Raw genomic sequence first — 22,414 nt, 5'->3', positions numbered from 1 at the left:
CAGTTTATAATTATACATGTTTTCTATCGTTATACATTTTGTATTCAAGTATATTTGAATAGTGATAATTTATCATCAATACGTATTAATCAAAAAACGACTCTAATGCTACTTTTAAAAAGACAATTTCTTATCGTTTTTCTTACATTTTCAATGCTGGGATTTGCACAAAAATCTGCAGTATATACCAGTGAGTTAAAAGATTATCAAAAAGCATTAACGCTATACAACAATAAACAGTACAAGGCTGCGCAATCACTCTTTGATGATATTAAGTACAATACGGATGATGCTGTTTTAAAGTCCGACTGTTCGTACTATATTGCCAATTGTGCCGTACGATTAAATCAGCGAAATGCAGATGATTTAATAGAAAAATTTGTTGAAGAATATCCAACAAGTACCAAGCGAAATACGGCTTTTTTGGATGTAGCGGATTATTATTTTGAGAACTCTCAATATGCCTACGCACGTAAATGGTACCAAAAAGTAGATGAGTCTAGTATAGCGCATACTGAGCGCGACCGTTTTAATTTTAATTATGGTTACACACTGTATTCTACAAACAGTAAAAAAGAAGCAACTAAATACCTAAACCGTGTTGCAAATTCAAAAGAGTACGGTTCACAAGCTAAGTACTACATTGGTTACATGGCTTACGAAGGTGATGATTACGATACGGCTAATGAGTATTTTGATCAGGTTAGCGATAATGAAAAATACAAGGAAAAACTGTCCTACTATCAAGCGGATTTAAACTTCAAGTTAGGAAAGTTTGAAAAAGCTGTAGAATTGGCCTTAGAGCAATTGCCAAGTAGTAGAGGTGTTGAAAAATCTGAACTCTCTAAAATCATAGGTGAAAGTTATTTTAACCTCGAAAGATATATAGAAGCTATTCCGTACCTTCAAGATTATGAAGGCAAAAAAGGAAAGTGGAGTAATACAGATTATTACCAGTTAGGTTACGCATATTACAAGCAAAACAATTTTGAAAAAGCCATTTCAGAGTTCAATAAAATTATTGATGGTAATAATTCCGTAGCACAAAACGCTTACTATCATTTGGGAGAAAGCTATATCAATTTAGGTAAAAAGCAAGAGGCATTAAACGCCTTTAGAAATGCATCTGAGATGGATTACGATTTAAAAATCCAAGAAGATGCTTGGCTAAACTATGCTAAGATTAGTTATGAAATAGGTAACCCTTACCAATCTGTGCCACAAGTGTTAGCAGGTTATTTAGATAAATATCCAAATACTAGCTATAGGGAAGAGGTTGAAACCTTGTTGATTGATTCTTATATCACTTCAAAAAACTACAAAGAAGCCTTAGAGTTATTAAAAGGTAAAAACAGTTTCGAAAACAAAGTAGCATATCAAAAAGTAGCTTTTTTTAGAGGAATAGAACTCTATAATGAAACTAAGTATAGCGAAGCTTTAGAGTTATTTAATAGCTCATTGAAAGAACCAAGAGATCCAGTTTTTGTGGCTAAAGCTACCTTCTGGAAAGCTGAAACCGAATACAACCTTACCAATTATAATGATGCCTTAATTGGGTTTAAGCAATTTACTGGTATGTCAGAAGCTTCAAGTTTACCAGAGAATGATAATTTGGATTATAACTTGGCCTATACCTATTTCAAGTTAAAAGACTATACCAACGCATCAAAATATTTTCAAAAATTTATTGATAAAAATTCTAGCGATAGACCACGAAGAAACGATGCTTATTTAAGATTAGCAGATGGCTATTTCGTGTCTAGTAAATACCAAAATGCCATTAGTGCTTACGATAAAGCTATTCAGATTAATGAAATTGAAACAGACTATGCAGCGTTTCAAAAGGCGATGAGCAATGGCTATTTAGGCAAAAGCTCAACTAAAATTTCAGAACTAAATTCGTTTATCGAAGCATATCCTAAATCAGCATTACGAGATGATGCCATGTACGAGTTGGCAAATTCTTATGTAAAATCTAACGAGACCGATAAGGCTATGCAGATGTATGACCGATTAAATTCAGAATACAAGCGAGGGGCTTTCACTTCAAAAGCTTTATTGCGTCAAGGTTTGGTGTATTACAATGCCAATGATAATGAACGAGCATTAACCAAGTTTAAAAAAGTAGCATCCGATTTCCCAGGTTCTGGTGAAGCGGTTCAAGCGGTTTCTACAGCACGCTTAATTTATATCGATTTAGGTCGGGTAGATGAGTATGCAGCTTGGGTAAAGTCTTTGGATTATGTTGAAGTATCTGATGTAGAATTGGACAACACTATGTATTTGGCTGCGGAAAAGCCATATTTAGAAAACGATACTGATAATGCTATTCGTCAGTTTAATAAATATTTAAATCAGTTCCCTAATGGTATCCATGCGTTAAAGTCGCATTTCTATTTGGCTCAATTATACTATAAGAAAGATTTGTTGGAAACTGCTCAACCTCATTACAAATATGTGGTGGACGCTTCAAAGAGTGAATACACAGAGCAAGCTACAGTGAAGCTTTGTGAGATTTACTTGAAGAATTCTGACTGGTCAAAAGCAATTCCAGTTTTAAAAACTTTGGAAGTTGAAGCAGACTATCCTCAAAATGTATTATATGCACAGTCTAATTTAATGAATGCATACTACCAAACTGAAGATTATGCATCTGCTGAAAATTATGCCGAAAAAGTATTGGCCAATTCTAACTTAGATACAAAAGTGAAGAGTGATGCTAAAATAATTATAGCACGTTCTGCGATAAAAACAGGAAACGAGGATAAGGCAAAAACAGCCTATGCAGATGTGGAAAAAATAGCTACAGGAAGCGTTGCAGCAGAAGCTCTATACTACAATGCGTATTTTAAAAATAAGGAAGGTAAGTATGAAGCATCAAACACAACGATTCAAAAATTGACTAAGGATTATAGCAGTTATAAGTATTACAGTGCCAAGGGTCTAGTGGTTATGGCAAAGAACTTTTATGCGCTAGATGATGCCTTTCAAGCAAACTATATTTTGGAAAGTGTGATTTCTAATTTTCAAGAGTTTGATGATGTGGTACAAGAAGCACAGCAAGAACTTAACAAGATTAAAACCAAAGAGGCTAAAACAAATTCATCAATCGAAACCGACGATAATTAAAAAGAAAACACTTCGACTGCGCTCAGTGTGACGGTTCGAAGTTAAATCGTTGTCAGGCTGAGCGCAGTCGAAGCCAGTTAAATCAAAACATTAAACATGAAAATCAAGTTTTTAATTTTTATAACCACCATATCAAGCAGTTTATCAATAGTAGCTCAAGAACGAGCAAAAGATACTATTGATGACCAAGTGGTAAATGTGGTAACACCATACAAACCTACAATTTCAGATGCCTTTAAAATTAAGGATACACCAAAGTTGCAAGACTCTAACTTGGTAAAGAAAAAAGACGTGAAGTACAATATTTTTTCTATTCCTGTGGCTTCTACCTTTACACCAGCAAAAGGTAAGGCAGCTAATGTTGATAAGGTAAAAATGGTTAAATTATACGATAACTATGCGTTTCTGGGAGTGGGAACATATACAACAGTTTTGGGAGAAGTGTATCTTAACCATGAGGTAAGTAATACCGAAAATGTAGGTGGTTATTTTAGTCATCACTCATCACAAGGGGGTATTGAAGATTTATTGTTAGACGATGATTTTTCTACTACACATCTCAATGCACATTACTCTCAAAGGCTTAGAGATTTATCTTGGAAAATTGACGGTGGTTTCGATTTAATGACCTATAACTGGTATGGTTTGCCTCAAAATTTCTTTGGACAAGCCGAAGCAGATATGATAGACCCAAGCCATACCTTTAATAGTTTTTATTTAGGTGGAAAATTGAGTTTTGACGATGCTATTATAAATGATGGTAGCGTTCGTTTTAGACGTTTTGGTGATAATCGGAATTCTGGTGAAAATAGATTTGTAGCCAAGGCCGGTTTTGATGTTCCAATACAAGGGGAAACAATAAATACAGAATTTTACATCGATTATATTAGTGGTGGTTTTGACAATAGTTTTAACTCAGTAGGTGCAATTGATTATGGTAATGTAACCTTTGGTTTATCACCTTCGTACCAACTAGTTCAGGAGGATTTAACGATAAATTTAGGTGTAAGATTAGTTTATCTTAACGACACAGAGTTTAGTGACAATAAGTTTTTTATCTATCCTAATATTGAAGCTACATACCGTTTAGTAGATGAAATTCTAATTGCTTATGGTGGTATTACAGGTGAATTGCAACAAAACTCCTACTATGATTTTGCAACCGAGAACCCATTTGTTTCTCCTACCTTATTCATTGCACCAACAGATCAACGCTATAATGGCTTCGTAGGTTTAAAAGGAAAACTGTCTAACAACGTGAGTTATAATGTTAAAGGAAACTATTATGCTGAGGAAAACAAACCGCTTTTTAAAGCGAATGATGCCAGAGGTGATGCTACTGCAGATTACCAATATGGCAACTCTTTTGGAGTTGTGTATGATGATGTAACTACCTTTTCAGTAGCAGGTGAGTTAAATATTGATGTGAATAGAAACTTCACATTAGGCTTTAAAGGAGAGTATTTTAACTACAGTATGGATAATCAGGCAGAAGCTTGGAATTTACCAAATGTGACAGGTTCCATTTTTATGGACTTACAAATATCCGAGCAATGGTACGCTGGTGCTAGTGCTATGTATGTAGGAGAACGAAAAGACCAACAAGATTTGGTTGCTACGTTGATTCCGCAAAACCCAAGTCCTGTAATAACTTTAGATAGTTATTTTGATGCTAACGCACATTTAGGATATAAGATTAATGATCAGTTATCTGTATTTGGAAAAGTGAATAACATCCTTAACCAAGATTATCAGCGTTACTTAAATTTCCCGGTACAAGGCATTCAGTTTTTAGCAGGAGCTACTTATCAGTTTGATTTCTAAAATTCCTGTGAAAAAAGGAATCTTTTTATTGTCATTCTGAACTTAATTCAGGGTCTCTTTTATTATCGAATATGAAGTATTATATTTTTATAATTTATTTATTCATTTTATTAAGTTCTTGTAAATCCAAGAAACAAGAGTTGATATATACATCCTATACATGCGAAGATGGAATAAACCAAGCGATAAGTGACGCAAAGAAAGGTCAGTATAAGTTAATTTCTTATGGATTAATAATGAAGATACAGACAGATGGATTTGTTGATTTTTATCATAATTATATGCTTAAGAACTACAATGTCATTTATGGGGAAGGAGGTTGTGTAGTTAGTGAAGATTCAAAATGCTATCGTAAAAAAATAGAAGAATTACTTTTCGAAAAGTATGGTGAGGACTTTTTTTTCAAAGCTAAATCTGAAGCAATTACTGAGTTTAGGAAGACCGAAGAGTTTATTGAAGAGATTAAACCAAAGATAGATTCTGGTAAAGTCTATTCTCAGCATAGATTACACAAAGAAGCTAATTTTATAATTGATGGGACTGAAGTTGAATTTACTCAATATTTAGGCTTTGCTAATTTTGAAAAGGATTATTTTAATTTAAAGAATTATTGTAAAATTTCTTTTATAGTTGAAAAAGATGGAGTGATTTCAAATATAAAATTTAAAAACTCAGAAACTTCAGAACCATTACATAATGAAGAATTAATGGATAAGCTTAAGTCTGTCCCTAAATGGAATGCAGGAGTATATTTAGATGAATTAGTCAGAACACGAATATATTTTGACGTTCCTATACGCCTATTCGAAACTTATCCTCGCTAAATAATCAAAATGCTCACCATCCATAACTTTTTCGCATTTAAGATCCACGGTTTGGCAAGCTGTGTTTAGTGTTTCAAAATCGAGGTAGAGCCATTTCATATGTGTTTCCTCTTCACCTTTGTAGCTAAAGAAATAATCAAGTTCACCAATATAACCACTGTTTAAGTCTAGCCAAGTACCACCATCTTCATCTTCGTACATATAAGAAATGTCAGAAGAGTCGATTAAAATTTGTCCGTTTGGTTTTAATAAAGATTTTAGATGGTTTAAGTATTTAGCAACCTGTATTATCTCCTGAAAAATACCTGTACCATTCATTAAAAGTAGAATGGTATCAAACGTATCTGTTTCTTCTAATAACGAAATGTGTTCGGCATTTTTTAGACCTCGTAATTTGCAGACTTCAATAGCGCCTTTAGAGCTGTCAATTGCTTTTACATCAAACCCTTTTTCTTGTAGCCAAAGTGCATGGTTGCCAGCACCACAACCAACATCTAAAATTTTTCCTTTGCTTAGCTGTAAAGCTTTTTGCTCTAGTTTCGGCATTTCAGAATAATTTCTAAATAAATAGGGAAGTGGTAATTCATCTGTGTCAGATATATTGGTCCAAGTGATTATGTCTTCAGAATAATTGCCATTCTGATAGTCTAATAAAGCCTTCCCAAAGATGTCTTTAGTCATAATATTTTTGTCATGCTGAACTTGATTCAGCATCTCATTCTGATTATATTTACAATATGCAAAACCAAATCAATAATTTGCCAAAGCTGGCCAAAGATAAGCATAAGGAAAACAAAACCTTCTTTGCTAAACTTAGAAAAAAGCCACCAAAACAATTAGACTACATTATGCAAGAATTGCATGCCAAAGAGTTTGAGCGTACAGATTGTCTGCAATGCGCTAACTGCTGTAAAACCACAGGGCCTTTGTTTACCGATAAAGATATTCAGCGTTTAGCTAAGTTTTTTAAGATGAAAGAACAACAGTTTATAGATCAATATTTACGTGTAGATGAAGACAATGATTATGTATTGCAATCTGTGCCTTGTACGTTTTTAGATACTAAAAACTACTGTATGGTTTATGAGGTTAGGCCAAAGGCTTGTAGGGAATTTCCGCATACAGATCGTAAAAAGTTTCAGCAAATTTCTAACTTAACCTTAAAGAATGTGGCGATTTGTCCTGCAGCTTATAACATTGTTGAAGAAATGAAAAAACAAATAAAACTATAACTTTAGCTTCGGAATAATTTTTGATACAACTTTTGAAAACAAAATTTATGAAAAATGCTATACTTAAATTATTGCTTGTTGTTTTAATGGTAAACACAGCTTCTGCACAAGAATGGATGAAAAATCTTGAAGTGGCACAAGCCTTGGCAACAGTTCAGAATAAAATGGTACTAATGGTGTGGGAGGAAACCACGAGTTATCAATATCCTGTAATTGTAAAAGATAACAAAGGGAGAACTATTCTAATAAATAATTTATTTGAGGATGAAGATGTAAGTCCTTTAATTTGGGAACATTTCGTTCCTGTAATTGTATCAGAATATCGATATGCTGATTTGTACGAAAAAATAAAAGATAAGCGCAGTCAAAAATATATTGACAAGTTTAATGATGATAGCATAAAAATTATGGATATTAATGGTAATATCCTTAATGTAGATTACTTAACTGAGGAGCTACAAAATATTAGCACTTTAATTGAGCGTTACTCCATAAATACGGCTTTTATAGCTCAAGAACTTAAAGATTACAAACAGGATAAAAATTTCTATTCGGCTTACTTTTTAGCCTCTAAGTATTTAGATTTAGGGATGTATGTTAATAAAGATGTAAGAGCGAATATTGTAGAGTTATCAAACATTTATTTAGAAGAAGCAAAGCGCTTTGTCAATCAGGAAGATCAGGGTGAACAAGAAGGATTATTACAACGTTGCAATTTATTAGGACTTCATGAAGAATTGTTATTAAAGCGACCAAAAAAAGTTATTAGACAATTAAAAAAGCTAAAAGAAGAAGATATTGTAGAAAGCAACAAACCATTTATTGCTTTTTTGTATTACACAGCTTATATGAGTGTCGATAAATCTGAGGAAGCAGAGGAATGGAAATCTCAGATTTCTTCTGTAAATTTGAAAAAAGCACAACTGATTTTAAATCTAAACAGGTAATCCTTTGGAAACCATTATTAACTATTTTGAAACTATTCCATCTTCACACAGAAGTGTCATTTTAATAGGTGGATTAACACTTTTCTGGTTGTTAGAAAGTGGCTTACCATTGTTTAAATTTAAGTACAATAAGTGGCAACATGCATTGCCTAATCTATTTTTTACGCTTACTACAGTTATTATCAATTTTGCCTTAGCATCGTTATTATTTTGGTCATCAAAATGGGTGGTAGAAAATAATTTTGGTGTTATTAACTGGCTTTTCCCTAATGAACAACCTTTGTGGCTTTATGCCTTACTTGGTGTGTTATTATTGGATTTTTTTGGAGCTTATCTAGCGCATTTTGTAGAGCATAAGGTAAAACCACTTTGGATGGTACATTTAGTACATCATACAGACCACAAAGTAGATACCACAACAGCAAACAGACATCACCCTATTGAGAGTGTTATTCGATTTGCATTTACTCTGTTCGGTGTTTTTGTTGTTGGTACACCATTTGCATTGGTGATGTTGTACCAAGCCATGTCCTTAATTTTTACCCAATTTACACATGCCAATATCAAATTACCTAAAGGTCTGGATAAAGCGTTAAGCTACTTTATTATCTCGCCAGATATGCACAAGATTCACCATCATTACAGATTGCCTTACACCGATTCTAACTATGGCAATATCTTTAGCATTTGGGATCGTTTACTAGGAACTTACATGTACATGGACAGGGAGAAGTTAGTGTATGGAGTGGATGTTTTTCCAGATGAAAAAAAGAATAGTCATATAGGCGAATTGTTAAAGCAACCTTTCCAGAAGTATGAAAAACCGACACTTTCTGCAGATATGGAAGAGTAACATTATCCTTGTCTTAGTTTGTACTTTAATGAGTTGCAATTCCGAAAAACAATTAAATATTCAAGGGCATAGAGGTTGTAGAGGCCTATATCCCGAAAATTCCTTACCAGCATTTAACAAAGCGATAGAGCTTGGTGTAACTACTTTAGAATTGGATATTGCCATTACAAAAGACAAAGAAGTAGTGGTATCACACGAGCCTTTTATGAGTAGAACCATTTGTTTTAATCCTGGAGGTGAAGAAATTCCTGAAGAAATGGATATGAAGTACAATCTCTATAAGATGACACATGAAGAGATTAAACAATTTGATTGTGGTACAAAGCTTCATCCAACATATCCAGACCAAAAGAAATTAAAAACCTACAAGCCACTTTTATCTGAAGTTTTTGAACTTGCAAAGACTAAAAATCCTGATATCAAATTCAATATTGAAATTAAATCTAAGCCTGAATATCATGGTATTTATACCCCACAACCAGATGAATATGTAAAGCTAGTCTTAGATGAAATTGAAGAAAGTGGACTTTTCTCTAATGTGAATTTGCAGTCATTTGATTTGTTAATACTTGAAGAAATAAAGAAACAATCTCCAAATATGCCAGTTGCACTTTTGGTAGATGAAGATGAAACTATAGCAACTAAGCTTGAAAATCTATCTTACAAACCAGAAATTATTAGTCCTTATTATAGACTATTAACTTCAGGAATAATTAACGAATACCATTCTAAAGATTTCCTAATCATTCCTTGGACGGTCAATGAAGAACAAGATATGTTTAAAATGCTCAAGTGGAACGTAGATGGAATTATTACCGACTATCCTGACCGACTTTTAAAGATTCGCTCCAACAAACGTTATTAACAACTTATCAACAAAAAATAGTAATTCCTCTAATTTCTATGTAGTTGGTGGATATTTTATTCTTTCAATCAATTATCCGTTTATGTTTGCGATGGATTAATTAATTAAATACTGTTGAGCTAAACAAACCAAGTTTAATGTAAAGCTTTGCTATAGTGAAAAATTTAATCCGAATTCTCCTCATCATCGTCCTCGTTTTTTTACTGAGTTTTTCACTAAAGGCTCAAGAACAATACGCAAAACTAGAACCAAACAGAAATATTCAAGCAAAGGGATTAATTCATAAATTGAATGAAACCAAAGACACTTTAATACTGCAAAGCGACAAAAAAATTAATTATCTCTACTCCATAAATAAAGACTATGGAAGAGATTTTGATGTCTATCTAGATACAACGTTTTATAAATTTCCATTAAACAAGTTGCCAAAAGGCAAGCATGTATTGGTAGCTGTACAGTCGCCAAAACGAATAGTTTTCGTTGTTAAAATCCTTAAAGAGATTCCAAAGAAAGACCCATTAGAATTGCCCTCAGAAACAATTGTTGCTACCGAGTCTAAAAAGGTGGTTCTTTCAGAGAATAATTAGTCGTAAATCAAATAAGACTTTCTGATTTTTTTGAAAGCCTTCAAATCATTTTTCCAAGTAGCTCTAATGTCTTCTTCGCTCATGCCAGACTCTATTTGCTGTTGTAGTTTTTCCGTGCCAGCATGTTTGGTGAAATTTGCAGTATTAAACACTTTACTTTTGTCTGTGGCATTATTGTAAGCATCAATCACATACTTTAGTGTAAAACGTCTTTCAGCTTTTATCTTAGATAAATCTTCACCATAACACAGTACTTCCTTATGTTTAGGATACTTGGAACCAAAATTAGGCTTTGGGGTATACCTAAAGGTATAATGTGAAGCATCTAAAAAAGGAGCACCATAACGTTGAAACTGAAATTCAGTACCTCGACCAGCATTAATGTTAGTGCCCTCAAATAACCCTAAACTAGGATATAAAGTTATAGATTGGTCATTAGGTAAATTAGGAGAAGGTCTGATAGGTAAACTATAGGTTTTGTCGTGATTATAGTTTTCCATTTCAATAACAGTTAGATCACATTTAGCATTACCGTTTAACCAACTTTCACCATTAATCATTTGAGCATACTCGCCGATGGTCATACCGTGTATCAATGGTATAGTGTGCATACCTAAAAAGCTACTGTGTTCTTTTTCTAATGTAGGGCCATCAACATAGTTGCCATTAGGATTAGGACGATCTAATATGAATAGTGGTACATTATTTTCAGCACACGCTTCCATCACATAATGTAAAGTTGAGATGTACGTATAAAACCGTACACCAACATCTTGAATATCAAAAATTATAATGTCTAAATCCTCAAGTTGCTCGGCTGTTGGTTTTTTGTGCTTGCCATGAAGCGAAAAAATTGGTAATTGTGTTTTTACATCTATACCATCTTTTACGTTTTCACCAGCATCTGCAGTGCCTCTAAAACCATGTTCTGGAGAAAATACTTTTTTGATATTGATGTTTAATGATAATAGAGAATCTACTAAGTGGGTGTAGTCTTTTGTCTCTTTAAAAATCACACTCGTCTGATTAGCAACAATGCCAACGCGTTTCCTTTTTAATAATGGTAAATAAACATCAGTTCGGTTAGCACCAACTACAATACTTTTGTTATCGTGAACTTGTTTCGGAATCTCATCAGTTTGATCATTTTTTGAAGTTTCAGTAGAACCTTTTCCAGCACAAGAAATCACTACCAAGACAAATAATAAAACTGTATTTTTGAAAACCTTAAAACACATAAAAAGAAGATTTGAATTTCGAACTGTTTATAGCTAAACGCATTATTGGTAATAAAGCGTATAAAAGTAGTGTTTCGGCACCAATAATTAAAATTGGTATTGCTGCAATTTCTATAGGCATTATAGTAATGCTTATTGCTATTGCAACTGGTTTAGGGCTTCAGCAAAAAATTAGAGATAAGGTAGTTGCCTTTAATGGCCATATAGAAATTACAAATTACGATACTAATGCGTCGGACGAATCTCAGGTGCCAATTTCTATAAATCAGGAATTTTATCCAAAGTTCAATACTGTTGAAGGGATAGCACATATACAAGGGATAGCCACAAAATTTGGTGTCATAAGAACAATATCAGATTTTGAAGGTGTTGTCGTAAAAGGTGTTGGAGCAGACTATAATTGGGATTACTTTAATGAGTTTTTGGTAGAGGGTAGGGTTCCTGATTTTTCAGGAAAACGCAACGAGGAAATTTTAATATCTAGCTATTTGGCTAATCGATTAGGGTTTAAGTTGGGTGATACCTTTCAAACCTTGTTTGGAGAGGATTTGAATAAACTACCGCGTTATATTAATTTTAAAATAGTGGGTATTTATAATTCAGGTTTTCAAGAACTGGACGAAAAATTCTGTATGGCGGATTTGCGTCACATTCAACGATTAAATAAATGGGAAGCTGATGAAATAGGTAGTTTTGAAATTTTTATTGATGACTTTTCGGAGATTGATGAAAAGTACAATGAAGTTTTTAAAGAAATTCCATCATTACTTAATGCTACACCGGTGAATCAAAAGTATTTTACTGTTTTTGAATGGATAAAAATTTTTGATAACAATACTTACGGCATAATTGCTATAATGATTATCGTGGCAGGTATCAATATGATTACGGCCTTATTAGTATTAATATTGGAGCGCACACAAATGATAGGTATACTTAAAGCTTTAGGAAGTTCTAACTGGTCTATTAGAAAAGTATTTTTATATAATGCATCATACTTAATTGGCTTAGGTTTATTTTGGGGAAATCTTGTTGGTTTAGGCTTGTTGTTTGCTCAAAAATATTTCAAACTTTTTCCACTTAACCCAGATACCTATTATGTAAGTGAGGCACCTGTTTACATAAGTTTAAATTATATTTTATTACTTAATATTGGGACATTCATTGCTTGTTTGTTAATGCTATTGATTCCTTCTGTTATTATTTCTAAGATTTCACCAGTAAAAGCAATCCGCTTCGATTAATAAACATAACCAACTTTTAACTTTCTACTTGTTACTTTATACTTAAATTTGCACCGCAAAATATAACTATGGAGTACGCAGAAAATATTTTAGGAACCATTGGAAATACACCTTTGGTAAAGATGAATAAATTGGTAGAGGAATTACCATGTTTGGTTTTGGCTAAATATGAAACTTTTAATCCAGGAAACTCAGTTAAAGATCGTATGGCTTTAAAAATGATTGAAGACGCGGAGGCTGATGGTCGCTTAAAACCTGGCGGTACTATTATTGAAGGAACTTCTGGAAATACAGGAATGGGCCTAGCCCTTGCTGCGGCAATAAAGGGCTATAAATGCATTTTTGTAATGGCAGACAAGCAGTCTAAAGAAAAAGTTGACGTTCTTAAGGCAGTTGGCGCTGAAGTTATTGTTTGCCCTACGGCCGTTGAGCCAGACGATCCACGTAGTTATTATTCAGTATCCAAGAGATTGGGCAAAGAGATACCAAATTCTTGGTATGTTAATCAATACGATAATCCAAGTAATACCAAAGCACATTACGAATCTACAGGTCCAGAAATTTGGAAACAAACCGATGGTAAGGTAACACATTTTGTGGTTGGTGTAGGGACTGGTGGGACTATATCTGGTGTAGGTAAATATTTAAAAGAACAAAACCCAAATATTAAGGTTTGGGGAGTTGATACATATGGTTCGGTGTTTAAAAAGTATCACGAAACAGGTATTTTTGATGAAAATGAAATCTATCCTTACGTTACAGAAGGAATTGGAGAGGACATCTTACCTGCTAATGTAGATTTTAGCATCATTGATGGTTTTACCAAAGTAACTGACAAAGACGCTGCTGTCTATACCCAACGATTGGCTAAAGAAGAAGGGATGTTTTTGGGTAATTCCGCAGGGGCAGCTATAAAAGGTGTACTTCAGTTAAAAGAGCATTTTAAGCCAGATGATGTCGTTGTAGTTTTGTACCACGATCATGGAAGCCGTTATGTTGGCAAAATGTTTAATGATGATTGGATGCGAGAAAAAGGGTATATTGAGTAAACTATTTCTTGTGAAGGCAAGAATCTCAATCAATACAAAATAAAATCCTGAGTTTTCCTTAGGATTTTCTATTTTAGAGCATGCAAGAAGACTTTCTTCATTACGTCTGGAAACACAAAGCCTTTTCAACAGCATCTTTAAAGACCACTAAAGGTGAGTCTATTGCTATCCTAAAATTAGGGGAACATAATCACAATTCAGGTCCAGATTTTTTCAATGCACAATTGAGTATCGATGGTCAATTATGGGCTGGTAATGTTGAGATTCATGTAAAATCCTCGGATTGGTATGTACATGGTCATGAAAAAGATAAAGCCTATGATAACGTTATTTTGCATGTGGTTTGGGAGCATGATACCGAAGTGTTTAGAAAGGACAACTCCGAAATTTCCACATTAGAAGTAAAGAATTTTGTAGATACTCACCTGATTAATAATTACAAAAGTTTAATACTGTCTAAATCTTGGATTAATTGTGAAGCCCAATATTCTGATGTTAATGAATTCATATTAAACAACTGGTTAGAACGCTTGTATATAGAACGCTTAGAACGAAAATCTAAAGATATATCCAAGTTGCTTGAACAATCTAAAAACGATTGGGAAGCGGTTTTGTTCAAAATGTTATTGAAGAACTTTGGTCTAAAGGTCAATGGCGAATCATTTCTGAGTTTAGCAAATTCCGTAGATTATTCGGTGGTTAGAAAACTTCAGTATAATAGCACAGATATGGAGGCTTTACTTTTTGGCCAGGCAGGTTTATTAGAAGACGATATTCAAGAGGCCTATTTCCTAGACTTGAAAAAGAGGTACCAATTTTTAGTTCAAAAATTTAAACTTAATAATCAAGGGGTTTTGCCTTTGCAGTTCTTTAGGTTGCGACCACCAAATTTTCCAACTATTCGTTTGTCGCAATTTGCAAATCTTTATGCGTCAGAACAACAATTGTTTTCACAAATGATAAACGCAAATACAGTTGATGAAATTTACGGACTGTTCAGCAAAAGTGTTACCGAATTTTGGATGACGCATTACACTTTTAAAACAGTTTCTAAAAATTCTAAAAAGAGTATTTCTAAATCATTTATAGACTTATTAATAATCAATACCATAGTCCCTTTAAAATTTTGCTACGCAAGAGCAAAAGGTGAAAGTATTGAGCAGGAATTATTCAATTTAATAAAAGATTTAAAGATTGAAAAGAACGGTATAGTCGAAAAATTTTTACAATTAAAACCAATTGAAAAAAGCGCATTAAGCTCGCAGGCGCTACTTCAGTTAAAAACATTTTATTGCGATAAAAATAAATGTTTGCAATGTGCAATTGGTAATAGTCTAATCGTTAAAAATTAAGTAAATTGCGTTCATGAATTTGTTTTACACATTGCTTCACTATTTTCAGAAACGAGGTTATTACGTTTGTCAACGTATTGCGGACCGTTTGGGTATAAGGGCAAAGATTGTAAGAACATCATTTATGTATCTTACTTTTGTAACTGTAGGTTTTGGTTTTGCTTTGTATTTATTTTTAGCATTTTGGATGCGTATTAAGGATATAATTTATACAAAGCGCTCTTCGGTTTTCGATTTATAGTTTATGAATAATCCATTATTACGACTATTTAGATCTAAAATATACACGGCATTAATAATGCTATTAATACTTATATGTATAGGTATTATTGGATATAAATTCATTTCTGGTTATGAATGGATTGATGCTGTTTACATGACTGTGATTACCATAACAACAGTAGGTTTTGCAGAGGTAAATCCGTTAGATACACAATCAAAAATATTCACCATTTTCTTGATATTGGCGAGTGTTGTAATTGTAGGTTACGCTATATCAATAATTACAGAATATATTTTAAGTAGAAATAATTTCGAAGACATAAAACAACGAAAAATGCAAAAGGAAATTGAAGCAATGTCTGGCCATATCATAATTTGTGGTTTTGGACGCAACGGAAAACAAGCTGCAAAAAAATTACAAGATTATAAAAAACCTTTTGTAATTATTGAGCGAGATAAAGACATCATAGAGCGTTTACAAGAAGACGGGATTCCTTATGTATTTGGTAATGCTAACGAGGATGAAACCTTACTTCAAGCAGGTATAGATCGTGCCAGTACTCTGATATCGGCATTGCCTAGTGACGCAGATAATTTGTTTGTAGTTTTATCAGCAAGGCAAATTAAAAAAGAGCTATGTATTATAAGCAGGGCTTCGCAAGAAACCTCATATAATAAACTAAAGCTAGCTGGTGCCAATAATGTTATATTGCCAGATAAGATTGGTGGTGATCACATGGCTTCTTTGGTAGTTATACCAGATTTAGTAGAGTTTATTGATAACTTAGGGATTGTTGGCGAACGTAATATTAATATAGAAGAAGTCAAAGTCGAACAACTTTATAACACTGTGAGTGTAAAAACTATTAGAGAGTTAGACCTAAGAAAAAAAACAGGTTGTACAGTAATAGGTTTTAAGGACGAAAATGGGGAATATATAGTTAATCCTGAAGCAGATACAAGACTAGTTCCAGGTTCAAAAATTATTGTGCTTGGTCGCCCAGAACAAATTGATAGACTTAATTCTAAATTTAACATAGAACAAGACACATAACCTTTTTAACGTCACAAGCTTTAAAAACTCATTTTTTTTTAGCATCTTGTCGGCTATAATCAATAAAAACTAACTAATACTAAACTTATGAAGAAATATCTTCTTTCAATTTTAACTATAGTTTTTCCAGTTTTAACATACGCTCAAGAAGGAGAAGACATGGGGATAGATCAAAAAATAGACCAAGCTTTCCAACCTGTTTCAGACTTTTTTAGCAGTCTCATATTCTTTGAAATTGCCGGTGTGCCTTTTGTCTTAATGCTTTTGGTTTTTAGTGCCGCATTCTTCACTTTGTATTTCAAATTTCCTAATATCAGGCACTTTTGGACTGCAATCAATGTAGTAAGAGGAAAATATGAGGACATTGAAAAGCATGGGGCAAAAATTCTATACGGTGAGGATGGTATTGCACAAGGTGTTGATATCAATAAAGTGGATGATATCCAAGAGCATATCGACAACATTGAAAATATACATAGTGATCTTGAAATTGATGGAGATATAAAAGATACAATTAGAGATGAAAGTTCAGATGGTGAGGTATCTCACTTTCAGGCACTAGCAACTGCGGTTTCTGGTACAGTTGGTAACGGTAACATAGCAGGTGTTGCATTAGCTATTGCACTTGGTGGACCAGGAGCAACATTTTGGATGATTATTTGTGGATTATTAGGAATGTCTACAAAGTTTGTTGAATGCACCTTAGGTGTTCAATATAGAGATGTAGGAGAGGATGGAACGGTTTATGGTGGGCCTATGTATTATTTAACTAAAGGATTAAAGGAAAAAGGATTCAAAACTTTAGGTAAGGTTACTGCTGTTTTGTTTGCTGTCTTTTGTATTGGCGGTTCGTTTGGAGGTGGTAATGCTGCGCAGTCAAATCAGGCAACAATAGTTGTAAAAGAACTCTTAGGATTAGAAAGCACCGCAGCAGGTTTCTGGATTGGTGTAATTATTGCCTTTTTAGTTGGTATTATAATTATTGGTGGTATTAAGAGAATTGCTTCAGTTACTGAGAAAATTGTGCCTTTTATGGCAGTAATGTACATCCTATGTTGTTTGTATATCATATTGAGTAATTTCTCTTTAATTGATGATGCTATTGCTTTAATTGTTACAGAAGCATTTAACCCAAAAGCTATTGGTGTAGGTGGGGTTATTGGAGTTTTGCTCGTTGGTTTTAAACGTGCAGCCTTTTCAAATGAAGCTGGTGCTGGTTCAGCATCTATTGCTCATTCCGCTGTAAGAACTAAATATTCGGCAAGTGAAGGTTTAGTTGCATTGTTAGAGCCATTTATTGACACGGTTGTAATTTGTTCAATGACTGCTTTAGTAATTGTTATCTTTAATTTTGGAGGTTTCTTTGAATATGGTGGTGATGGTTCTGGTTCTGTTTTTATTGATGGAGTGGCCTATGAAGGTGCAGGAATCACTTCCATAGCTTTCCACCAATATATCCCATATTCTAAAATTTTCTTGACCGTTGCGGTATTTCTTTTTGCAGTTTCAACTATGATTTCATGGTCTTATTACGGGTTGCAATCTTGGAAATTTTTGTTTGGAAGAGGAAAGAAAGCCGATCTTACCTATAAGATATTGTTCTTGCTGTTTGTAGTTATTGGTGCTGCAGCGAGTATGAAGTCTATTTGGGATTTTTCTGACGCTATGATTTTTGCTATGGTATTCCCGAACATGGTAGGCCTGTATTTATTGATGCCAGTTGTTAAAAAGCAACTTAAGCGTTATGTAGATGCTATAAAGCTCAAAAGAGAAGCTTTGGACAATTAATCTCAAATAGATATACAATTATATATGAAATCCCATTTTCAGTTTTCTAACAAACAACGGAATGGGATTTTTTTATTATCCATAGTTATCATTGCAATACAATGTATTTATGCTTTTGTTGATTTTTCTGACGACTTTTCAAACGTAAGTAATGATAAAATCGAAGACTTTAGAAACGAATTAGATTCTCTTCGCTTGATAGAGCTTGAAAACAATGAGCCTAAAATTTATCCTTTCAATCCAAATTATATTACAGATTACAAAGGTTATACTCTAGGAATGACTAATGAAGAGATAGATCGGTTACATCAATTTAGAGAAAGTAATCAATGGGTAAATTCAGCTAAACAGTTTCAACAAGTGACAAAGGTGTCTGATTCCTTGTTAGATGTAATTTCACCTTATTTTAAATTTCCAGAGTGGGTAACCAATCCAAAGCCTCAATCAAATAACTATAACAGTTTCTTTTCTAATAGTGGTAAGCCAAAAACTTTTGACCAGAAAATAGATTTAAACAAAGCAACAGCCAGTCAACTTCAAAAAGTATATGGAGTCGGTGAGAAACTTTCAGAGCGTATCATTAAATATAGAACTAAATATGGCGGTTTTATTGCTGATGTAGAATTAACAGAAGTTTATGGTCTTATGCCTGAGGTTGTAGAAAGAATTAAAGAAGATTTTACCGTAAAAACTCCAAGAGTGATACAAACCTTCAACATTAATACTGCCACAAGAGATGAGCTTGTATTAATCAAGTATATAGATTATGAAATAGCCAATAACATTATTGAAGAACGAATACTAAGAGAGGGATTCAATTCTTTTGAAGAATTAACAAAAATTGAAGATTTTCCAGTAAAAAAATTGGAGATAATTAAATTATATTTGCGATTATAAAGAAAAACACAATTTATGTCAGGTATATATTTCACTGAAGAGCACAATTTATTTAGAGAGAGTCTTAGAGATTTCCTGCAAAAAGAAGTTGTGCCTCATATTGAAAAATGGGAAGAAACAGGTACTATTGAGCGCTTTATCTGGAAGAAGTTTGGTGATATGGGTTATTTTGGTTTAGCCTATCCAGAACAGTATGGTGGATTGGATTTAGACTTGTTCTATACCGTAATCCTTCTTGAAGAATTACAGCGCATCAATTCTGGTGGATTTGCCGCAGCTATTTGGGCACATGCTTATTTGGCAATGACACATATAAATGCTGAAGGTAATGATGCCATTAAATCGAAATATTTAACAGATAGTATTTCAGGTGACAAAATAGGTTGTCTTTGTGTAACTGAACCATTTGGAGGTAGTGATGTTGCAGGTATGAGAACTACTGCAATTAAAGATGGTGATTATTATATTTTAAATGGCTCTAAGACTTTCATTACTAATGGAGTTTACAGTGACTATATGGTAGTTGCTGCTAAAACTAGCCCAGAGTTAGGTAATAAAGGCATTAGCATGTTTGTTATAGATAGCAATGCACAAGGTGTTTCGGCAACCAAATTAGATAAGTTAGGTTGGAGAGCATCGGATACTGGTGAAATTGCCTTCGATAATGTAAAAGTGCCAGCCAGTCAATTAATGGGTGAAGAAGGAAAAGGTTTTGCTTATATAATGCAGCACTTTGCTTTAGAAAGACTTATAATGGGAATAAATGCTCATGCAAGAGCTGAGTTCGCTTTAGAATATACATTACAATATATGTCTGAAAGAACAACTTTCGGAAAGTCATTAGATAAGTATCAAGCTTTGCGCCATAGATATGTAGATATGCATGCAGATATGCAATTATGTAAGCATTACAATTACATGGTAGCAGATCGTTTAGATAAGGGAGAATATGTTGTAGAAGAAGCAACAATCTCTAAGTTAAAATCTACAAAGATGGCAGATGAGGTTGCTTACAATTGTCTTCAGTTTTTAGGAGGTTACGGTTACATGGAAGAATATCCGTTGGCAAGAATCTTTAGGGATAGTCGTCTTGGTCCTATTGGTGGTGGTACCTCGGAAATCTTAAGAGAAATTCTTTCAAAAATTATTATAGATAAAAAATCTTATAAACCAGCAACATAGTATCTTGTTTTGGTATTTAAATCCTGCCTAGAGCAGGATTTTTTATTTACATACAGTTAGTTTCAATCTAAAAAGTTATTTTTAATTATCTAAAAAGAGAGATGAGCTTAAAAGCATTTTCGGATTATTTGTCATTAGAGAAGAATTATTCTAAGCATACGGTATTGGCATATATTAGAGATTTGGAAATATTTCAGGATTTTTTAAATGAAAACCAAGATTCAGAACCAATAGAAAATGTTGATTATTCAGAAATTAGACAGTGGATTGTTGAGCTGGTTGGCAGTGGTGTTTCAAATAGAACTATAAATAGAAAAATTTCCTCACTTAATTCTTACTATAAATTTTTACAAAAAGCCCAACAGATAGAAACTAACCCATTAAAAAAACACAAAGCCTTAAAAGTTGGCAAAAAAGTACAATTGCCTTTTTCTGAAGAAGAACTTAAACAAGTTATAGAGGACTCAATAGAAGTAGTAGATTTTGAAAGTGCTAGAGACAAATTAATTGTTGAATTGTTTTATGCTACGGGTATCAGAAGAATTGAATTGGTTAATATAAAGCTATCTGATTTAGACACAAGCAGTAAACAAATAAAGGTGCTTGGTAAGAGAAACAAAGAGCGATACATACCAATACTAAATTCTTTGATAAGGTCATTAGATTTATACTTAAGCTACAGAAATACATTACCGATAATAAAAGATAAAGAGCATTTATTTTTAACCAAAAAGGGTGTTAAGATTTACGAAATGCTTGTTTATAGAATAATAAATAAGTACTTTAGTATAGCTTCCTCAAAAGCTAAATGTAGTCCACATGTATTAAGGCACTCATTTGCAACACATTTATTAAATAAAGGAGCAGATTTAAATGCAGTAAAAGAACTTCTTGGACATACCAGTTTAGCAGCAACACAAGTATATACACATAATAGTATATCGGAATTAAAAAAAGTGTATGCAAAAACACACCCAAGAAATAAGCGTTAAGGAATAAACCAAACATCTAATTAAGTATTGAAAAGCAGACGTCATTCAATACTAATGTTTAACTTAAAAAGTAGCGTATGAAATGAGCCAGGTTAATTCACCATTTAAATAATGATGATTGTTGGCGAATTCCATCTGACTTAATATTAACAATAAAACAATTACAGATGAAAGTAAACACCCAATCCGTTAATTTCACAGCAGACAGAAAGTTGATTGATTTCATTCAAAGAAGAATGGATAAACTAGATTTATTTTATGATAAGATAATTCAGTCAGATGTTTATTTGAAGGTTGAAAATACTAGTGATAAGGAGAATAAAGTTTTTGAAGCTAAAGTGAGCGTTCCTGGAGATAGTTTTGTAGTAAAAAAACAGTGTAAAACTTTCGAGGAAGGTGCTGATGTTGCTATAGCATCATTAGAGAGACAAATTAAGAAAAGAAAGCAAAAGTTAAGAGCTCGAGCAAAAGCATAAAAATTTTCAGAAAATGTTTTGAATAAAAAAATAAAATACTACATTTGCAGTCCGTTAGAAATAGCGGGCTTTTTTATGGCTATAAATTGTTGTGAAAAAGTACTCAAAAAGCCGATATAGCTCAGCTGGCTAGAGCAGCTGATTTGTAATCAGCAGGTCGTGGGTTCGAGTCCCTCTATCGGCTCTAAAACACCAAGGTTTATAGGTGTTTTGATTTTGAAATATTGAATTTAGATTTGGGGAGATTCCAGAGCGGCCAAATGGGACGGACTGTAACTCCGTTGTCTTTCGACTTCGCAGGTTCGAATCCTGCTCTCCCCACATTAATTCTTGCGAAAGCAAGATTCTTTGGGTTGATAAACAATAGTTAATTAATCCAAAACTTTGAAATATTGAAATCATTAATTAAGAAAGCTTAATTATAAAAGCGGGAGTAGCTCAGTTGGTAGAGCGTCAGCCTTCCAAGCTGAATGTCGCCGGTTCGAACCCGGTCTCCCGCTCAAAAAAAACCTGCGAAGGCAGGTGTCTCTTAGTTGAGATATTAAATACTTTACGCCGGTGTAGCTCAGGGGTAGAGCGTTTCCTTGGTAAGGAAGAGGTCACGAGTTCAAATCTCGTCATTGGCTCTTTTATCTAGGAGAAACTTAGAATTACAATTG

The 22,414-nt window shown here is 33.4% G+C and carries 20 protein-coding genes and 4 tRNA genes; 22 read left to right on the top strand and 2 right to left on the bottom strand.

The window, feature by feature from the left end; translation table 11 throughout:
• Window positions 1–105: 105 nt before the first annotated feature.
• The 3 genes from ACPX19_RS01255 to ACPX19_RS01245 all read left to right on the top strand — a co-directional run bounded on the left by ACPX19_RS01255 (window position 106) and on the right by ACPX19_RS01245 (window position 5,777).
• Window positions 106–3,129 (top strand): tetratricopeptide repeat protein, encoded by a 3,024-nt coding sequence (locus ACPX19_RS01255; protein WP_426430999.1) that lies wholly within the window; start codon window positions 106–108, stop codon window positions 3,127–3,129.
• A 96-nt stretch (window positions 3,130–3,225) separates the two neighbouring features.
• A complete protein-coding gene (locus ACPX19_RS01250; protein ID WP_426430998.1) occupies window positions 3,226–4,953 on the top strand; it encodes a TonB-dependent receptor in 1,728 nt (575 codons plus the stop codon).
• A 140-nt stretch (window positions 4,954–5,093) separates the two neighbouring features.
• Window positions 5,094–5,777, top strand: a complete 684-nt coding sequence (locus ACPX19_RS01245; protein WP_426430997.1) for a hypothetical protein — start codon at window positions 5,094–5,096, stop codon at window positions 5,775–5,777.
• On the opposite strand, the gene ACPX19_RS01240 is transcribed toward ACPX19_RS01245, so the two are convergent.
• Complete coding sequence (locus ACPX19_RS01240; protein ID WP_426430996.1) at window positions 5,754–6,458, bottom strand: class I SAM-dependent methyltransferase; 705 nt, start codon at window positions 6,456–6,458, stop codon at window positions 5,754–5,756. The two genes, ACPX19_RS01245 and ACPX19_RS01240, sit on opposite strands and share 24 nt — an antisense overlap.
• A gap of 56 nt (window positions 6,459–6,514) precedes the next feature.
• Here ACPX19_RS01240 and ACPX19_RS01235 point away from each other — a divergent pair, with 56 nt between their 5' ends.
• The 5 genes from ACPX19_RS01235 to ACPX19_RS01215 all read left to right on the top strand — a co-directional run bounded on the left by ACPX19_RS01235 (window position 6,515) and on the right by ACPX19_RS01215 (window position 10,261).
• Window positions 6,515–7,009, top strand: a complete 495-nt coding sequence (locus ACPX19_RS01235; protein ID WP_426430995.1) for a YkgJ family cysteine cluster protein — start codon at window positions 6,515–6,517, stop codon at window positions 7,007–7,009.
• A 47-nt stretch (window positions 7,010–7,056) separates the two neighbouring features.
• Window positions 7,057–7,956 (top strand): hypothetical protein, encoded by a 900-nt coding sequence (locus ACPX19_RS01230; RefSeq protein ID WP_426430994.1) that lies wholly within the window; start codon window positions 7,057–7,059, stop codon window positions 7,954–7,956.
• Window positions 7,957–7,960: 4 nt separating this feature from the next.
• Entirely contained in the window at window positions 7,961–8,809 is an 849-nt protein-coding gene (locus ACPX19_RS01225) for a sterol desaturase family protein (protein ID WP_426430993.1), read from the top strand.
• A gap of 28 nt (window positions 8,810–8,837) precedes the next feature.
• Window positions 8,838–9,674, top strand: coding sequence for a glycerophosphodiester phosphodiesterase family protein (locus ACPX19_RS01220; RefSeq protein WP_426430992.1), 837 nt, complete (start codon window positions 8,838–8,840; stop codon window positions 9,672–9,674).
• A 155-nt stretch (window positions 9,675–9,829) separates the two neighbouring features.
• Window positions 9,830–10,261 (top strand): hypothetical protein, encoded by a 432-nt coding sequence (locus ACPX19_RS01215; protein ID WP_426430991.1) that lies wholly within the window; start codon window positions 9,830–9,832, stop codon window positions 10,259–10,261.
• On the opposite strand, the gene ACPX19_RS01210 is transcribed toward ACPX19_RS01215, so the two are convergent.
• Window positions 10,258–11,499 carry an exo-beta-N-acetylmuramidase NamZ family protein gene (locus ACPX19_RS01210; protein WP_426430990.1) on the bottom strand — a complete coding sequence of 414 codons (1,242 nt, stop codon included), beginning with the start codon at window positions 11,497–11,499 and terminating at the stop codon, window positions 10,258–10,260. The genes ACPX19_RS01215 and ACPX19_RS01210 overlap by 4 nt on opposite strands.
• Window positions 11,500–11,510: 11 nt before the next feature.
• Between ACPX19_RS01210 and ACPX19_RS01205 the strand changes: the two genes are divergently transcribed.
• The 14 genes from ACPX19_RS01205 to ACPX19_RS01140 all read left to right on the top strand — a co-directional run bounded on the left by ACPX19_RS01205 (window position 11,511) and on the right by ACPX19_RS01140 (window position 22,381).
• The gene (locus ACPX19_RS01205) at window positions 11,511–12,743 is read left to right on the top strand and encodes an ABC transporter permease (RefSeq protein WP_426430989.1); all 1,233 of its coding nucleotides are present in this window, start codon (window positions 11,511–11,513) and stop codon (window positions 12,741–12,743) included.
• Between the two features lie 68 nt (window positions 12,744–12,811).
• Window positions 12,812–13,792, top strand: coding sequence for a PLP-dependent cysteine synthase family protein (locus ACPX19_RS01200; RefSeq protein ID WP_426430988.1), 981 nt, complete (start codon window positions 12,812–12,814; stop codon window positions 13,790–13,792).
• An 80-nt stretch (window positions 13,793–13,872) separates the two neighbouring features.
• Window positions 13,873–15,144, top strand: a complete 1,272-nt coding sequence (locus tag ACPX19_RS01195; protein WP_426430987.1) for a DUF2851 family protein — start codon at window positions 13,873–13,875, stop codon at window positions 15,142–15,144.
• Window positions 15,145–15,157: 13 nt separating this feature from the next.
• Window positions 15,158–15,385: a PspC domain-containing protein gene (locus ACPX19_RS01190; protein WP_426430986.1), complete on the top strand. Its 228-nt coding sequence runs from the start codon at window positions 15,158–15,160 to the stop codon at window positions 15,383–15,385.
• A gap of 3 nt (window positions 15,386–15,388) precedes the next feature.
• Window positions 15,389–16,420 (top strand): potassium channel family protein, encoded by a 1,032-nt coding sequence (locus tag ACPX19_RS01185; protein WP_426430985.1) that lies wholly within the window; start codon window positions 15,389–15,391, stop codon window positions 16,418–16,420.
• A gap of 87 nt (window positions 16,421–16,507) precedes the next feature.
• On the top strand, window positions 16,508–18,208 hold the full coding sequence (locus ACPX19_RS01180; RefSeq protein WP_426430984.1) for an alanine/glycine:cation symporter family protein: 1,701 nt from the start codon (window positions 16,508–16,510) through the stop codon (window positions 18,206–18,208).
• A 24-nt stretch (window positions 18,209–18,232) separates the two neighbouring features.
• On the top strand, window positions 18,233–19,105 hold the full coding sequence (locus tag ACPX19_RS01175) for a ComEA family DNA-binding protein (protein WP_426430983.1): 873 nt from the start codon (window positions 18,233–18,235) through the stop codon (window positions 19,103–19,105).
• A 15-nt stretch (window positions 19,106–19,120) separates the two neighbouring features.
• Complete coding sequence (locus ACPX19_RS01170; protein WP_426430982.1) at window positions 19,121–20,287, top strand: acyl-CoA dehydrogenase family protein; 1,167 nt, start codon at window positions 19,121–19,123, stop codon at window positions 20,285–20,287.
• 101 nt (window positions 20,288–20,388) lie between these two features.
• The gene (locus tag ACPX19_RS01165; protein ID WP_426430981.1) at window positions 20,389–21,279 is read left to right on the top strand and encodes a tyrosine-type recombinase/integrase; all 891 of its coding nucleotides are present in this window, start codon (window positions 20,389–20,391) and stop codon (window positions 21,277–21,279) included.
• A 167-nt stretch (window positions 21,280–21,446) separates the two neighbouring features.
• Window positions 21,447–21,755, top strand: a complete 309-nt coding sequence (hpf, locus tag ACPX19_RS01160) for a ribosome hibernation-promoting factor, HPF/YfiA family (protein WP_426430980.1) — start codon at window positions 21,447–21,449, stop codon at window positions 21,753–21,755.
• A gap of 110 nt (window positions 21,756–21,865) precedes the next feature.
• A tRNA-Thr gene (locus ACPX19_RS01155) sits at window positions 21,866–21,939 on the top strand.
• A 54-nt stretch (window positions 21,940–21,993) separates the two neighbouring features.
• Window positions 21,994–22,076, top strand: a tRNA-Tyr gene (locus tag ACPX19_RS01150).
• Between the two features lie 106 nt (window positions 22,077–22,182).
• Window positions 22,183–22,255, top strand: a tRNA-Gly gene (locus ACPX19_RS01145).
• Between the two features lie 54 nt (window positions 22,256–22,309).
• A tRNA-Thr gene (locus ACPX19_RS01140) sits at window positions 22,310–22,381 on the top strand.
• Window positions 22,382–22,414: the final 33 nt, after the last annotated feature.

The organism is Winogradskyella sp. HB-48, assembly GCF_049942685.1.
Lineage (GTDB): Bacteria > Bacteroidota > Bacteroidia > Flavobacteriales > Flavobacteriaceae > Winogradskyella.
This window is presented reverse-complemented; position numbering and strand designations above follow the sequence as displayed.

Coding starts and splice junctions, on each gene's coding strand:
- ACPX19_RS01175 (WP_426430983.1), top strand. CDS start 18,233: ATGAAATCCCATTTTCAGTTTTCTAACAAACAACGGAATGGGATTTTT.
- ACPX19_RS01195 (WP_426430987.1), top strand. CDS start 13,873: ATGCAAGAAGACTTTCTTCATTACGTCTGGAAACACAAAGCCTTTTCA.
- ACPX19_RS01240 (WP_426430996.1), bottom strand. CDS start 6,458: ATGACTAAAGACATCTTTGGGAAGGCTTTATTAGACTATCAGAATGGC.
- ACPX19_RS01210 (WP_426430990.1), bottom strand. CDS start 11,499: ATGTGTTTTAAGGTTTTCAAAAATACAGTTTTATTATTTGTCTTGGTA.
- ACPX19_RS01200 (WP_426430988.1), top strand. CDS start 12,812: ATGGAGTACGCAGAAAATATTTTAGGAACCATTGGAAATACACCTTTG.
- ACPX19_RS01170 (WP_426430982.1), top strand. CDS start 19,121: ATGTCAGGTATATATTTCACTGAAGAGCACAATTTATTTAGAGAGAGT.
- ACPX19_RS01190 (WP_426430986.1), top strand. CDS start 15,158: ATGAATTTGTTTTACACATTGCTTCACTATTTTCAGAAACGAGGTTAT.
- ACPX19_RS01165 (WP_426430981.1), top strand. CDS start 20,389: ATGAGCTTAAAAGCATTTTCGGATTATTTGTCATTAGAGAAGAATTAT.
- ACPX19_RS01180 (WP_426430984.1), top strand. CDS start 16,508: ATGAAGAAATATCTTCTTTCAATTTTAACTATAGTTTTTCCAGTTTTA.
- ACPX19_RS01230 (WP_426430994.1), top strand. CDS start 7,057: ATGAAAAATGCTATACTTAAATTATTGCTTGTTGTTTTAATGGTAAAC.
- hpf (WP_426430980.1), top strand. CDS start 21,447: ATGAAAGTAAACACCCAATCCGTTAATTTCACAGCAGACAGAAAGTTG.
- ACPX19_RS01235 (WP_426430995.1), top strand. CDS start 6,515: ATGCAAAACCAAATCAATAATTTGCCAAAGCTGGCCAAAGATAAGCAT.
- ACPX19_RS01255 (WP_426430999.1), top strand. CDS start 106: ATGCTACTTTTAAAAAGACAATTTCTTATCGTTTTTCTTACATTTTCA.
- ACPX19_RS01220 (WP_426430992.1), top strand. CDS start 8,838: ATGAGTTGCAATTCCGAAAAACAATTAAATATTCAAGGGCATAGAGGT.
- ACPX19_RS01250 (WP_426430998.1), top strand. CDS start 3,226: ATGAAAATCAAGTTTTTAATTTTTATAACCACCATATCAAGCAGTTTA.
- ACPX19_RS01185 (WP_426430985.1), top strand. CDS start 15,389: ATGAATAATCCATTATTACGACTATTTAGATCTAAAATATACACGGCA.